Raw genomic sequence first — 14,212 nt, forward strand, 5'->3', positions numbered from 1 at the left:
GGTTAACGTTCAAACGCTGATAAGCCGGAAGTTTACACCCTTGGCAGGGTGACGTTTTACCACCTTTTGACGTAAAATCGATTCACAAGAGAAATTCGGTCTATCCAAAAGGTTCGGCACACCCCGCCGAATTCTTCATCATTTCCTGAAAGGAGCAAACTATGAGCCAGTCTATCGCGGTCATCAAGGGCGACGGTATCGGCCCGGAGATCATGGACGCCACACTGCGCGTGCTGGATGCACTCGACTGCGGTCTGGACTATCAGTTTATTGATGCTGGCTTAGCCGCTCTGGAAGCCCACGGCACCCTGGTTCCTCAGGAATCTCTGGATACCATTGAGCGTTTAGGTATTGCCCTGAAAGGCCCGCTGACCACGCCGATCGGTAAAGGCTTCTCCTCGATCAACGTCCTGATGCGTCGGCACTTTGATCTGTATGCCAACGTGCGGCCTGCTGTCAGCTTCCCCGGCACACGTTCGCGCTACGACGATATCGACATGATTACCGTGCGCGAGAATACCGAAGGCGCCTATCTGTCGGACGGCCAGGAATTTACTGATGATGGCAACACCGGCATTTCGGTGATCAAGGTCACTCGCAAAGGGTCAGAGCGGATCGTTCGCTATGCGTTTGAGCTGGCGAAAAATAACGGTCGCAAGAAAGTCACCGCCGTACACAAAGCCAACATCATCAAAACCAGCTCTGGCCTGTTCCTGGACGTAGCACGGGAAGTCGCCAAGGAATACCCCGAGATCGAATTCCAGGAAATGATCGTTGATAACGCCTGCATGCAGCTGGTGATGAACCCGCATCAGTTTGATGTCGTTGTCACCACTAACCTGTTCGGCGATATTCTGTCCGACCTGTGCGCGGGCCTGGTGGGCGGTCTTGGTTTGGCACCCGGTGCCAACATTGGTGAGAACGCGGCAATTTTCGAGGCGGTTCACGGCTCAGCACCTGACATTGCAGGCATGAAGATTGCGAACCCTTGCGCTCTGCTTCTGGCAGCCGCGCAGATGCTGGATCACCTGGGCATGGTCGAAAAAGGCATGGCCATTCGTCAGGGCATTCGCACGGTACTGGAAACCCGCCAGGATATGGTCACGCCGGATATGGGTGGCAGCGGCACCACGGATACCTTTGCCGAGGCGCTGGTCGAAGTTGTTAGCGCTTGATCAACGCAACCCCTTGAGCATGTAAGTCACCACATCCCTGGCTTGCGCCTGACTGATACCCGTTTTCAGCAACAGGCGCAGGCCAGAGATGGATTGAACAATAAAGCGTGCAGCGCCAAGCGGTTCCCGGTCGGCGGGTATCGTTCCTTCCTGTTGGGCGTCTTCTACCACTCGGCAGAAAAACTGCGTAATCATTTCAACGCTTTCGTTTGCCGCCCGCGCAGGCACCGAATCTTCACCACCCAGTTCCGTCGCCGAGTTAAAAATCAGACACCCCAATGCTGCCTGTTCACCTTCGGCATTCTCTGCAACGCTGTACAATAGCTGCTCAATAAACGCCCAGGGTGATGATGCTTCTGCGCGCATATCCGCCAGGTGCGCCAGCTGGCGCTGCCGATAACGCTCAAGCGCTGCCAGAAACAAGGCTTCTTTATTACCGAAGGAATGATAGAGCGTGCTGCGGGACACCTTCATGGCAGACAGCAGAACCTTCAGCGAGGCATGGTGATAGCCTGACTGCCAGAAGGTCTGCATGGCCGCCGCAAGGGCAGTATCAGGATGATGGGAAAGAGGTCGTCCTAGGGTCATACGGGCATCTTAGAAGGCAGCGCGTCCCTGCGCAATGTATAACCAATATCAATTAACCTGTTCACCTACCGTGGTCACACTGCCACCGGCCACTTGCAACGGCAACTCGTTTTGGCGCGTCCACTCTGCCATGGAACCATCGTACATGGAGGTGTTTTCAAACCCTGCCACTTCCTGAAGCATAAACCAGCCAATGGCGGCCCAGTGACCGGTATTGCAAAACGCAATAGTGGGCGTGTCAGCGTCTAAGCCCAGCTCATCAATACGTTCCAGCAGCGGCGTTTCTTCCAGATAGTAGGCACCATCGCGCTCGCTGATGTACTTCTGATGTTCCAGGTTCACCGCCGTGGGAATGGTGCCGGCAGCAAGCGTCGCCGAGGACTGGGTATCTGCCGTATAAAAACCTGCCGGACGCGCATCGACCAGCTGAGTTGGCGAATCAATGGCTGCTTTTACGTCTTCACTGGAAGCAAACAACGCCTCCTGAAGCGAGGCGCTGAAATCAACACCCTCAGGCTTGGCAGGCTCACCGCTGACCACATCAAAACCCTGCTGCTGCCAACCAGCAAAACCACCATCAAGAATCGCGACATCCTCATGGCCAAGCATTCTGAACGTCCAGTAAACCCGGGCCGCACTGCCGAAATCCGTGGCTCCCGTGCCTGCAGGCACAATGACCACCTGGCTGTCGTTGCCAATGCCCAATCCACCAATCAAGGTTTCCAGCGCATCCACCGCTGGCATTAACCCCGGCACATCGTCGCGAGTTTCCCGCCAACCTGCCTCGGTGTAGCTCGAATATCGGCTACCAGGAATACGCTCTGCACGAAAGCTGTCGGCATCTCCGCCATCGTCAATCGAAGAACGCACATCCAGCACCACCAGATTATCGGCATCCAGGTGCTCATTCAGCCAGCTGGCGTCTACCAGCGGCGTCATTTCATGGGCTTGTGCCTGGGTGGCAAAACTGAAAATAGCCGCCAGACTGATGATAGTACGGTTCATATTTCCTCCGAACGCCTGTAAGGCGCCACGCGGTTGGGATACGCACAATTATTAAAGAATGATCTACATTTAATAGAATATTGTGGCATATATAAGCGACATTAAAGTTCTTTTTTGATATATGGATATAGCAACAGCTGACGATTAACTGGTTTGCCGTGCGGCACCAGCCCGTCTATAACGGTATTCAACCGGCGTAGAATTTTTTTGTAAGGAAAAACGGACCGCCAACACAAAGCCATTACATTAATTGGCTTTTCGAGCACGGTTTTTAGAACACAGGTTTTAAAACACAGTTTTTTGAACACAGTCTTTTATACGGCTAACACGAGGCTACCCGATGACATCACCTTCACCCACCTCACTGAAGTTCTGGTTGAGCGGGCAACGCCATGCCGAGCAGGACCATTTTTTTCGCACCACGCTTGAAGCCAGCGGCTGGCAGGAAGGCGATGACACAGACTGGCAAGCGGCCTGGGTCACGGGTATGCCTCCAAAAGCGGCGTTTCAAGCTACGTCGCCGCAACGCAGGATGAACCATATCCCCGGCAATGCGGCGCTAACCGTCAAGAGTCGCCTGCACGACAGTCTGAGCCGGATGCGTAAACGCATCATCGCCCACTACGGAGAAGATCACACCTACGCTCAGCGGCTGGAATTTTTCCCACGGGCTTATGAAATGCCTCATGACTATCCGGCAATGGTCGAAGACGCGGCCGCCAACCCGCAGAAGCGCTGGATTCTCAAGCCTACCAACGCTTCAAAAGGCCAGGGCATTCGCGTGATAAGCGACCCTACTCAGGCACCGTTGGCAACGAACTGGCTGGTGCAGGAATATGTTGGTAACCCGCATACTATCCGTGGCCACAAATATGTACTGCGCCTGTATATGCTGATTGCCGGGATTGACCCATTACGTATCTACCTGTATCGCCAGGGGTTTGCCAAACTGGCATCAGCCCCCTGGGACCCGGACGATATCGACAACGTCTACAGCCAGCTGACCAACCCGGATATCAATGCTCGCAATCAGGCGGCCGAAGTGCCGGTCGAGTTCATTGATTTCGAGCGCTATCGCCAATGGCTTAAAGAACAGGGCCATGATGATCAGGCACTGTTCGACAAGCTTGAGGATCTGGCGACCCTGACCGCCCTTAGCGGCGTAGATGCCATGCGAGCACGCAGCCGTGAAAACGGCGCCGACCCATTGGGCTGCTACGAGCTGATCGGGCTTGATTGCCTGGTGGATGATCAGCTCAAGCCCTGGATTCTGGAGTGCAACCTCAGCCCGTCATTGGGCGTGTGCGCTCGACCAGAGCATGGCGGCATCGTCGAAGAACAGGTCAAGGGGGACTTGATCCGCGACATGATTCAGCTCCTGGGTCTGGACAAGCTGGAACAGGCACCCACTCACTTTGATGCCGCCGCGCTCAGCGCCGAGCATCAGCGCACGGGTAACTTTGCAACGCTTTACCCCAGTGCCCTCAGCGACTATACCCCCTTTGTCGGCCTACCCAGCTCTGCCGACAGTCAGCTCACACCTGAGCGGCTTGTTAGCGTGCGCCCACATCGCGTCAGCGAGTTATTCGATAACGACCAGCTGGCACTCTACCAACATGACAGCGGACAGTTTATCCAACTCAACGATAGCGCAGCGCTGATCTGGCTGCTGCTAGGCGACGGGCAACCGATTAACGCCGTTATTGAACAATTGCTGACCATGACCGATACCCCGCGTGAACACGTTGAGCAGGACGTGTGGGCAACGCTGGCCGTGTGGCAGCAATATGGCCTGCTGGCCCCTCAGGACAGCACCTCACCCGAGCCTTTACAAGCCGACGCTGAGCGAACGCCAGCGCAGCAAACGCTATGGCTAAACATTGATCAATGCGATTGGCGGATCACTGCACCGCAGGGTGCCGTGGCCGACCAGCTGCAGGCGGACTTCACACCACTGAAGCCCCATAAAACGCCAGATACTGCCGATCAAAGGCTGCATGTTCTGGCCAGTGCCAACGGCTACTGTCTGGCCGATGACAGCAAGCTGCTGCGCTCGCGCCTGCACTTCAATGAAATCCGGTCAGCCATTGAACAGTGCCTGCTCAATCAGGCCGCTGGCGAACACGCCGTGATCATCGATCTCGCCGTCGTCACAATCGCCAACCAGCAGATAGCGGTGCGAATCAGTCAGGACGATGACCAGCTTGCCCTTTTGGCGGATTTTGCCAACCGCCATGGCGCGACTGTTACCCGCGGTATTCGCCTTAACCCGGCAGCTTCCGCTGGTCTGGAGCCGCTGAATTTGCCGGTTAAACACGCGCCTTATGCAGCGATAAAAGAATGTCAGCCAGAGGCTTTGGTGACGCTGACGGCAGAAAGTCAAAACGCCGCTTCGACGAACACAGCGTTTACCACCCTGAGCGAATGTTTGCCCTGCACTTATCAGGGCCAACGCCATGCGCTGGAGGCGCAGGCGCTAAGCCTGCTACATGAGATCTGTCAGCCGCTGCCACACATTGCCTGCGCCAGCGACCCGGCCGCTTTTGATGACGCCTGCCAGCAAGCATTGGGCACCACAGCGCCATCTTCACTTTCCTGCCACCCTGAGGTGGACGGAAACCGCGCCCACGGGCGCTTAACCGTGCCATAAAGCTTTATGGCATTGCACCACTCAGATCGACCGAAAATAAAGAGGAAAACATCATGTCTCAACAAGAAAGCAAACGTCGCCTGTTAAGCCGTCTTGGCCGTCAGTTCGCCTATACGGCACCGGCGCTGGCACTTGCTGCCAGCGGCCTGGCCATGCAGGTCCACGCTGATGAATCACAAAGCGGTTATAGCCAGTTCGAAGATGCACCGCACATGCTGGCTGAAGCTCATCAGGCCGAAGGCGAAGGAGAGCACGAAGATGAGGGTGAAGGAGAAGGCGAAGGAGAAGGCGAAGGAGAGGGTGAAGGCAGCGCCGAAGGTAGCCCGGAAGCTGGCTAAACCGCCTTTTTTTAACTGACAACGCACTGTGCCAGCCCATGCGCTGGCACAGTGATGACCGAGGTTGAACATCATGTCTGCTGCACAGCCCGATGCCCGCACACTGACCGAAGAAAACCGTCAGGCCCTTGGCCAACTGGCAGCGCTGCTCGAAAACCTGCCACCTGCCGCCTATCAGCAACTCAGCGCACCTCATGCGACCCAGTCAGTGGGCAAACATGTGCGGCATATTCTTGAACATTACCAGACACTGCTGAACCATTTTAACGCCAACGCTAGCATGGATTACGAACAGCGCGTTCGAGAAATTGCTCTGGAAACCGACCCACAGGCTGCACTGGCTCGCCTGCAAGACCTTGATAACGGGCTGGCTACCATCGCTGACCTACCGGCCAATACTGCACTGACGCTTCACTACCCACTTGATATACCCAGCGGGCAAGACACCACTGCCCTGCCCAGCAGCCTGGGCCGAGAGCTGGCATTTCTGACCAGCCATAGCATTCATCACATGGCGTTGATCAGCCTGCTATGCGCCCACCAGAATATTGCACTGCCTGAGCACTTTGGCGTTCACCCGTCAACTTTGCGCTACTGGCAAACCCAGCAAGCGTCTTAACGGCGGTTTGATTTGCGCCCCACAGCAATTTTTCGTTTGGGTGTAAAGTATCGAGTGTAAGGTATCTCTTACCGCCAACACCAAGTCTTCTGATATTCCCTGGCGGTATCTCACCGCCTTCACCAGGACAGGAGACGCCGTATGTCTTTCCCCCTAGGCTACACGCTGAATCGAACACGACTGTTAGCCCCACTTTTCCTTGGCGCGGGCATCTTGTTGTCCACCCCCGCCATGGCCGATGACTGGCCTGAAAGCGGCTGGCAGGTGATGCCCAGCGAACACAGCTATACGCAGCTCCTTGAACAGCTGCGCAGTGCGGTCAGTGAAGCCAACATGTTTATTGTCACCGAAGCTGGGCCGACTGACGCCGCCGCGCAGCGCGGTATTGAACTCCCCGGCAACCGCGTTATCGGTGTGTTCCGCAACGATTATGCGGTAAACATTCTGCGCCAGAGCGTTCCGGCCATGATTGAAGCGCCGCTGCGTTTTTATGTCACAGAAGATGCTGATGGTAGCGCTACCCTCGCCTGGAAAGAGCCCAGCGCCGTATTTTCCCCTTACATCAACGCCAATACCGGCGAGCTGACGCAGATAGCCACAGAGCTTGATGAGCTGTTTCTTGAAATTGGCCAGGATGCCCTGAAAGCGACCCCTTGAAAGAAAACCGCCTTGCCAGGCTTTAACCTGGCAAGGCGGTTTACAAGGTGTTTAGGCAGCCCCGTTCTTCAGTTTTCCTCTGCATAACGCGCCTGAGCGTCCACCACAAAGGCTGACAGCGAGGCAATTTCTTCAGAATCCCACGCCAGCGGCTCGCTTCCCATCGGGGCGACCATGCAGATCTGAACCATTTCGTCGGCATGAACGCTTTCCATCCCGAACTGATTCAGCCCCATATGAACGCTATGTGGGTAGGCCTGATCGAAGGTTCCCTGATAGCCCGATTGGCCATCTGCACCATGGCAGGTTGAACAGGAAAGCCCGTTGGCACTCAAGGAAGGGTCATTAAACAGCGCTTTACCGCGCTCTATCATCGCGTCAGCGTTATCGCCTGAGGCTGAGTAACCCGGCGTATAATTATCCGGTCGTTTCACCAGAGCAGTGCGTTCGCCAGAAGGTGCACCGCCTTCTGCCTGAGCTTCGCCTTCTGCCTCAGCTTCACCCTCTGCCTCAGCTTCACTCTCTGCCTCAGCTTCACCCTCTGCCTCAGCTTCACCCTCTGCCTCAGCTTCACCCTCTGCCTCAGCTTCACCCTCTGCCTCAGCTTCACCTTCTGCCTCAGCTTCACCCTCTGCCTGGCCTTCGCCATGATGGCTGGCCAACAGCAGAGACTCCGGTGCGTGAGCCATCTCGGCATAAACGAACGAATCATCCGCTACCGCATCCAGCGCTGCACCGCTGGCAATCAATGCTAACGCTGGCGCGGTATAACGTACTTGACGACCTAGCCTGCTCAACATATCGCGGCGTTTCTGATTGTTTAGTGACATAATAACCACCTGTTCTTTATGGTTTTATTCTTTTTTGCTAAGCACATACACTACTAGGCATCTGCGTAGCCACTTAATATGATTACACTTGGCAATCCTCCTTCAGTGAGCGTCTTAAGGCATTCCTTACACTCCCCTTATATTCTTTGCCGGTTTTTCATATCTCATTAACTGTTTTTTCCACGGCTAACAGCGCGGATTTGTTTTTTCCTCCAGGCCGATCCATCAACGGATTTGCCATTTTTGTACTGAATGTTCCACAATCAAAAAGGTAAGTACAATATCGCTAAAAAAAGGTAAAAAAATGACGCAATTCACACTACATACCCTTGAAACTGCACCTGCCGAAGCCCAGGCCAACCTGACAGCCGCTAAGCAGAAAATGGGCTTTGTGCCGAATCTATTCGCTAAAATGGCAGAGTCACCCGCCTTGCTGGAGGCCTATCTGACATTGGATGGCATTCTGGCCAAAAGCAGCCTGTCGCCTGTGGAGCAGCAAGCGGCGTTGTTGGCCATCAGCGCCGATAACCACTGTAACTTCTGTGTAGCCGCCCATACCGGTGGCATCAAGCAGGCCGGTGCCGACGACGCCCTGGTGGAAGATTTACGCAACCGCCAGTCTCCCAACGACCCGAAACTGGCCGCGCTGGTGAGCTTTGCCCGCCATTTGAATACCACACGCGGCTGGGCTGACCAGGAAGAACTGGACGCTTTCATAAGTGCTGGATACGCTCAGCAGCAAGCCTTGGAGTTGATTATTGCCTGTGCGCTGAAAACACTTTCCAACTACACTAATCACCTGGCTGAAACGCCGCTCAATGAAGAGCTCGCTCCGCTAGCCTGGGAAGCACCCAGCGCCTGACATGCAAGCTACCCGCTGCAGAGCCAGCGGGTTTACAAGGAGAGTGACACCCCATGACCAAAGTCACAGCATCGCCCATGGAGCATCTGACCGCGATGCGCCCAAGGCTACTGGCGTTTGCCCGACTGCAGTTGCGTGACAACTCTGCCGCCGAAGATGTCGTGCAGGACACTTATGTGGTAGCGATTGAAAAGCAGACGGATTTTGAAGGCCGTTCAGCGTTTGAAACCTGGGTCTTCGGCATCCTGAAAAACAAGATTCTGGAGCGTTTCCGCCAGCAGAAACGATTTGTCAGCGGGCATTTTGATGATGACCAGACCCAGGATGAAGCCCTGGATGCGCTGTTTCAGGAAGCGCCTTTTCAGGCCAATGGCCGCTGGCAGGCGGCATCACGCCCGCAACCCTGGGGCGAACCGGATCAGGTGCTGGAAAACCGTCAATTCTGGAAAGCCCTTGATGCCTGCATAATCGCTCTGCCGGAAACCATTGCCCGCGTTTTTACCCTGCGAGAATTCATGGGCCTGTCGACGGATGACATCTGTAAGGAAATTGGCGTAACGGAAACTAACTGTTGGGTCATCCTGCATCGGGCGCGTTTGCGTCTTCGCCAATGCATCGAAAAAGGTTGGCTGGCGGATTCATAAGCCGTCTTGTGCGGTGAAGTATCCTGAATGCAACGTTACCAAGGGGCCACTATGATGATCATGTGCCGCGAGGCCACCAAGCTGATGTCGCTCAAGCTTGACCGCTCGCTCACTCGCCGTGAACAGCTGCAATTACGTATGCACACTCTGATGTGCAGTGCCTGTAAGCGTTGTGAAGCACAGTTCGAGCTTCTTCATCGTCTGGGTGACGAGTTGCCAGAGACAGAAGACACCAACGATACCCCACCTCCTTCATCAAGAAGCTAGCTATGCCATTTCTCTCTTCCCCATGTGTATCTGTGCGCCATTGGCTGCTGTTGCCTTGCCTAACCATTATCGCCGCCCCGGCATTAAGTGCCGATGACGCCCGCTTTTCGCCTTTTCATATGGAAAACTGGCCGACCCGCAGCTTTGAAGGCGAAACCGACTATCAGGTGATCGAGAAAGACGGGCAAGCGGTATTACAGGCCCGCGCGAATGGTCAGGCATCCGCTCTGTATCTGGAGCGCGACATCAATCTGACTGAAACGCCTTATCTAAAATGGTGCTGGCAGGTAGATTCTCTTTACGCCGGATTGGATGAAACCACCAAGGCCGGTGATGACTATCCCGCCCGCGTCTATGTCGCCCGCAAGACGGGCCTGCTGCCGTGGCAGGTGGAATCTGTCAACTACGTTTGGTCATCCAACCAGCCCGCGGGCAGTACCTGGCCCAATGCCTTTACCGAGCGCGCGCAACTTCTCGCTTTGCAAGGCGGCCAGGAAAACCTGGGGCGCTGGGTGGCAGAAGTGCGCCATGTGCGTGACGACTACCAGCAGCTATTTGGAGAACGCCCGGACAGCATCAATGGCGTTGCGCTAATGAGCGATGGCGATAACGCCGGAGGCGACGCCACCGCCTGGTTCAGCACCCTGACTTTTTCTGCCGACCCGACACCACTTGACTGCCCTGCAAGTTAACCTCTCAAAATCCTGTCCACCTATAATCTGTTCATCTATAACCTGTTCACCTATAGCCTTTACACTCATGAAAAGAAAACGCCGCCACCTAAGGGCGACGGCGAGAGAACGTGATGGGAGAACAGGTTTTTAGGTAACGCGGTGGTTACTTGACCAGCGTTTGAGCGGCTTCCAGATATTCTGCGCCGTTTTCCGCCACACGCTGCTGGTCGAGGGTTTCCGAGCCAAGGTGCACCTCTTCCAGTGAAACGGCCATGGCCTCAACCTCGGTATCAATCTTCTGCAAGGCGTTTTCAATCGTATAGGTCAGCAAGTGTAACTCACCCATCTGTTCGTTGGTCAACTCGTCAGAAGCCAACAGTTCGGCCAGCTGTTGATTGCCTTGTGAGAAATTGGTGACGGCTTCCTGCAGGGTTTCCGAGGGCTTGCCTTCAAAATGTTCAGCACGTTCGTGATCATGGTTATCGGCCATTGCCATACCGCTGGTCATCGAACCGGCTAGCAAAAGCCCGCTTAGCAAATATTTGGTTGTACGCTTCATTACACATTCCTCTTTGGGCCTGGATAGGTAGAGGCGCTAATCCGATGCTGATACTTACATATTTCAGTGCCTACACATTTCAGTACTCACACATTTCAGTACCTATACATGCCAGTACTTAAACATATCGATACGTCAGCATATCGTTGCGTAAACAATTAGCGCCTACGTTTGATAACGATTATCGTTAACAGACCATAGCAACCATTTGCGCAAATGAGAAGCGTTAGTTAATGCGAATGCGACAATTTTTCACTTCTATGAGCAGAAGCGATCAGTCACCCGGCCCACATTCCATACAGCGGGAGCTGATGGCTGGCCCCTGCTGAAGATTGGCGTTCAAATCACGCAGCCCGGAGCGTAACCCTTCTTCCAGCACCGGGTGATAAAACGGCATCGCGAGCATTTCGCTGACCGTCATTTTCTGTTCCAACGCCCAGGCCAGCAGGTGCGCCATATGCTCAACCCTTGGCCCCAGCAGCTCAGCGCCCAGAAACTGCCCACTGCCGTGTTCCGCATAAAGTGCCAGATAGCCGTGATTTTCCCCCATGACACGCGCACGACCCTGGTCATCAAAGGACACGCCTCCTTCAGCGATGCCATCGCAGCCGCCGTAGCGCGCTTCCAATGCTGCGCGACTTTCCCCTACGCTTGCCATTTGTGGCTCGGTGAACACAATCGCTAAGGGCACATTGCGCCTCCCTGCTTTTATATCGTCAAGATTAGCGGCATTACGTGCGGCTATCTGGCCTTCGGTAATGGCTTCGTGCAGCAGCGGTACGGCCTGGTTGGCATCACCGGCAATAAAGATATGGCTAGGGCTGCCATCCTGGTTGGCGCATTGCAGGGTAAAGCGGTTAAAGCTCGGCACGCCGCGCTCACTAACCTTAATGCTAGCGTTTTCAATATTCAGCTGATCAACATTCGGTTGCCGACCAGTGGCGGCCAGCAGGTAATCAAACGTTTCGGTCAGCACCTTGCCAGTGCCACGCTCAACAAAAGTCAGTGTCACACCCTCGGCACTACGTTCGATCTTTTGCACGTCCGCATCCGGATCAAGGTAGAACTCGGCGTTGAACAGGTTATCCGCAACCTCGCGTACCTTATCTGACTGCAGCGGCCCAACGGCCCCACCCACACCGAAAGTACGCGTGCGCACGCCCAGACGGCTAAGCGCCTGGCCCAGCTCCAGCCCGATGACCCCAGGGCCGAAGACAGCGACTGATTCAGGCAGCGTATCCCAATCGAACACATCATCATTGATGATCAAACGGTCTTCAGCGGCTTCAAACATACCCGGCCAGGTCGCCCGCGAACCGGTGGCAATCACGATGGCATTGGCAATGACCTGGGTATGCTCATCCACCTGTAATGTATGCGGTTGCACAAACCGCGCATGGCCGCGCAGGCGCTGGTCTTCAGGGATACGCTGCATGGATTTCAGCACGCTATCCACAAAGCGGTCACGGTCACGTTTGACTCTTGCCATGACCGCCTTTCCGTCAATCTCAACCTCGCTGACTTTGACACCAAAGATGTCAGCGTGACGGGCACGATGAGCGGCATCGGCAGCCGCAATCAGCAGTTTGGAGGGCATACACCCCACGCGGGCGCAAGTCGTGCCGTATTCGCCCGCCTCAATCAACAACACATCATCCTTATGCTTGCGTGCCGCATGCCAGGCGCTCAACCCGGCACTGCCCGCCCCGATAACAGCAATATCAACATGACGTTTTTGCATGGCAAAACTCCTGAAGAAAACAACGCATTCACTCCAAGAATGGCACAGCAACGCATGACCTTATACCCAGCACGACTATTTTCCAGCATAAAAAGGAGATGGCTGTCGTGACTCCCTGGCACATCGCGTTCGACACAAATATCATCTGACCACTTGATTAATGATATGTTATTACATAACATTTTGTGCTCTCAACAACTTCCCTTCCATTCGCATTCTGACATTTTCAGGAGTTCTGCATGTCTCGCCGTTTGTTAACCCTCGCCCCTATCGCTGCTGCCGTACTGATGGCCACCCCTGCCTGGGCCGCTGACCACCAACATGATCATTCTGGTCACGATCATGACCACAGCAATCACAACCATGCGACAGAACATGCTGACAACGGCCACAAAGCACAGGATTTCGAGCTGGATATTTCCCTGACGCTGGAAGGCATCTACCACAACCGCTTTTCCGGTGAAGCGCATTCGCCTGCCGGTTTTGGCCACGGCGGGCACAATGACCACGGGCATGGCGAGCATGGACACGCAGGCCACGCTCATGCACTGGAAGGTGGCTTTAATCTGGGGCATTCGGAAGTCGTTCTGCAAGGCAGTAGCCACTATCTGGATGGTACGGCCGTGGTTTCGCTGAGCGAAGACGACATCACCCTGGAAGAAGCCTACCTCAGCACGCGCCAACTGCCCGCTAACCTGACGCTTAAAGCCGGTAAGTTTTTATCTGACGTGGGTTATATGAATAGCCGCCACCCGCATGCCTGGGACTTTATCGAACGCCCGCTGGTCAACCAGCATATCCTCGACGAGCACGGCCTGCTGGATACGGGCATACAGCTCAGCTGGGCGCCGGCACCTGATGTACAAATCGGCACCGAGCTTTTCCAGGGAGAAGGCGAAGGTTTCAGTCAGTTTAGCGAAGGCGGTTATGAAGAACGCGAAAGCGGCCCACGTGTCAGCACCGTTTTTGCCAAATTCCAGCCTGATATCGGCGCGGGCCAGACCCTTAACCTGGGGGCTTCGGCGGGCTATAACCGCCAGTTCGTGCGTGTGGATGACCATGGTCACCATGCCCACAGCGCCGAAGGCGACAACTGGTTTGCCGGGCTAGATGCCCGCTACCTGCGAGATGGTGGCCAACCGGGTGTGCAGGGCGACTGGCAACTGGGGAGCGAGTACTTTTATACCGAGCGTGACCTGCGTGAACACGTTCAGCATGACGACCACTTTCATGCACGGGATGCCTATACCGAGAAACAGGATGGCGCTTATCTGGAAACCACCTATGGCGTCGCGCCAAGCTGGGAAATCGGCCTGCGTAGTGAAGCTCTGGGCATGAGCAACCATGTGATGGGCACTCACCCCACCGCTATCGTGTCGGAAGATGTTAGCTGGCGGCACAGCGGCCAGCTAACCTGGCACCTGCGCGAGGATATGTTCCTGCGCGCTCAGGTCACTCAGGAAGATTATGCAGGTGAGGAAGAAAGCTGGGTGGGCATGCTGCAATTCAATGCAACCTTTGGTAGCCACGCCGGGCACAATCACTAATCCATCATGCACTGATCCGGCATGCGTTTTGATATCAGGATGAAATAAACCAACAG

The 14,212-nt window shown here is 55.0% G+C and carries 15 protein-coding genes; 10 read left to right on the forward strand and 5 right to left on the reverse strand.

Features of this window, described 5'->3' with window-relative positions:
* Positions 1 to 161 precede the first annotated feature (161 nt).
* Positions 162 to 1,175 carry an isocitrate dehydrogenase gene (locus ACU6TU_RS13320; protein WP_447141881.1) on the forward strand — a complete coding sequence of 338 codons (1,014 nt, stop codon included), beginning with the start codon at positions 162 to 164 and terminating at the stop codon, positions 1,173 to 1,175.
* Here the strand turns inward: ACU6TU_RS13320 and ACU6TU_RS13325 are convergent, their stop codons facing one another.
* Together ACU6TU_RS13325 and ACU6TU_RS13330 are read right to left on the reverse strand one after the other, a co-directional pair.
* A complete protein-coding gene (locus ACU6TU_RS13325) occupies positions 1,176 to 1,763 on the reverse strand; it encodes a TetR/AcrR family transcriptional regulator (RefSeq protein ID WP_447141882.1) in 588 nt (195 codons plus the stop codon).
* Positions 1,764 to 1,811: 48 nt separating this feature from the next.
* Complete coding sequence (locus ACU6TU_RS13330; protein WP_447141883.1) at positions 1,812 to 2,768, reverse strand: sulfurtransferase; 957 nt, start codon at positions 2,766 to 2,768, stop codon at positions 1,812 to 1,814.
* A 340-nt stretch (positions 2,769 to 3,108) separates the two neighbouring features.
* Here ACU6TU_RS13330 and ACU6TU_RS13335 point away from each other — a divergent pair, with 340 nt between their 5' ends.
* The 4 genes from ACU6TU_RS13335 to ACU6TU_RS13350 all read left to right on the forward strand — a co-directional run bounded on the left by ACU6TU_RS13335 (position 3,109) and on the right by ACU6TU_RS13350 (position 7,032).
* Positions 3,109 to 5,418: a PqqD family peptide modification chaperone gene (locus ACU6TU_RS13335; RefSeq protein WP_447141884.1), complete on the forward strand. Its 2,310-nt coding sequence runs from the start codon at positions 3,109 to 3,111 to the stop codon at positions 5,416 to 5,418.
* Positions 5,419 to 5,471: 53 nt separating this feature from the next.
* The gene (locus ACU6TU_RS13340; RefSeq protein WP_447141885.1) at positions 5,472 to 5,756 is read left to right on the forward strand and encodes a hypothetical protein; all 285 of its coding nucleotides are present in this window, start codon (positions 5,472 to 5,474) and stop codon (positions 5,754 to 5,756) included.
* Between the two features lie 73 nt (positions 5,757 to 5,829).
* On the forward strand, positions 5,830 to 6,375 hold the full coding sequence (locus ACU6TU_RS13345) for a DinB family protein (protein ID WP_447141886.1): 546 nt from the start codon (positions 5,830 to 5,832) through the stop codon (positions 6,373 to 6,375).
* A 141-nt stretch (positions 6,376 to 6,516) separates the two neighbouring features.
* The gene (locus tag ACU6TU_RS13350; RefSeq protein WP_447141887.1) at positions 6,517 to 7,032 is read left to right on the forward strand and encodes a DUF302 domain-containing protein; all 516 of its coding nucleotides are present in this window, start codon (positions 6,517 to 6,519) and stop codon (positions 7,030 to 7,032) included.
* Positions 7,033 to 7,100: 68 nt separating this feature from the next.
* Here ACU6TU_RS13350 and ACU6TU_RS13355 read toward each other — a convergent pair whose 3' ends face one another.
* Positions 7,101 to 7,862, reverse strand: a complete 762-nt coding sequence (locus tag ACU6TU_RS13355) for a hypothetical protein (protein ID WP_447141888.1) — start codon at positions 7,860 to 7,862, stop codon at positions 7,101 to 7,103.
* 304 nt (positions 7,863 to 8,166) lie between these two features.
* On the opposite strand from ACU6TU_RS13355, the gene ACU6TU_RS13360 reads away from it, so the two are divergent.
* From ACU6TU_RS13360 to ACU6TU_RS13375, 4 genes are read left to right on the forward strand one after another with little or no spacing between them, the layout of a single operon-like run.
* Positions 8,167 to 8,724 carry a carboxymuconolactone decarboxylase family protein gene (locus ACU6TU_RS13360; RefSeq protein ID WP_447141889.1) on the forward strand — a complete coding sequence of 186 codons (558 nt, stop codon included), beginning with the start codon at positions 8,167 to 8,169 and terminating at the stop codon, positions 8,722 to 8,724.
* A gap of 53 nt (positions 8,725 to 8,777) precedes the next feature.
* A complete protein-coding gene (locus ACU6TU_RS13365; protein ID WP_447141890.1) occupies positions 8,778 to 9,368 on the forward strand; it encodes a sigma-70 family RNA polymerase sigma factor in 591 nt (196 codons plus the stop codon).
* A gap of 51 nt (positions 9,369 to 9,419) precedes the next feature.
* Positions 9,420 to 9,635, forward strand: a complete 216-nt coding sequence (locus ACU6TU_RS13370) for a zf-HC2 domain-containing protein (protein WP_447141891.1) — start codon at positions 9,420 to 9,422, stop codon at positions 9,633 to 9,635.
* Positions 9,636 to 9,637: 2 nt separating this feature from the next.
* Complete coding sequence (locus ACU6TU_RS13375; protein WP_447141892.1) at positions 9,638 to 10,327, forward strand: DUF3047 domain-containing protein; 690 nt, start codon at positions 9,638 to 9,640, stop codon at positions 10,325 to 10,327.
* 145 nt (positions 10,328 to 10,472) lie between these two features.
* On the opposite strand, the gene ACU6TU_RS13380 is transcribed toward ACU6TU_RS13375, so the two are convergent.
* Positions 10,473 to 10,868, reverse strand: coding sequence for a DUF6746 family protein (locus tag ACU6TU_RS13380; protein ID WP_447141893.1), 396 nt, complete (start codon positions 10,866 to 10,868; stop codon positions 10,473 to 10,475).
* Between the two features lie 274 nt (positions 10,869 to 11,142).
* Positions 11,143 to 12,609 carry a dihydrolipoyl dehydrogenase gene (locus ACU6TU_RS13385; protein WP_447141894.1) on the reverse strand — a complete coding sequence of 489 codons (1,467 nt, stop codon included), beginning with the start codon at positions 12,607 to 12,609 and terminating at the stop codon, positions 11,143 to 11,145.
* Positions 12,610 to 12,848: 239 nt separating this feature from the next.
* On the opposite strand from ACU6TU_RS13385, the gene ACU6TU_RS13390 reads away from it, so the two are divergent.
* Positions 12,849 to 14,156, forward strand: a complete 1,308-nt coding sequence (locus ACU6TU_RS13390; protein ID WP_447141895.1) for a TonB-dependent receptor — start codon at positions 12,849 to 12,851, stop codon at positions 14,154 to 14,156.
* Positions 14,157 to 14,212: the final 56 nt, after the last annotated feature.

It is taken from the genome of Halomonas sp. LS-001, assembly GCF_052983955.1.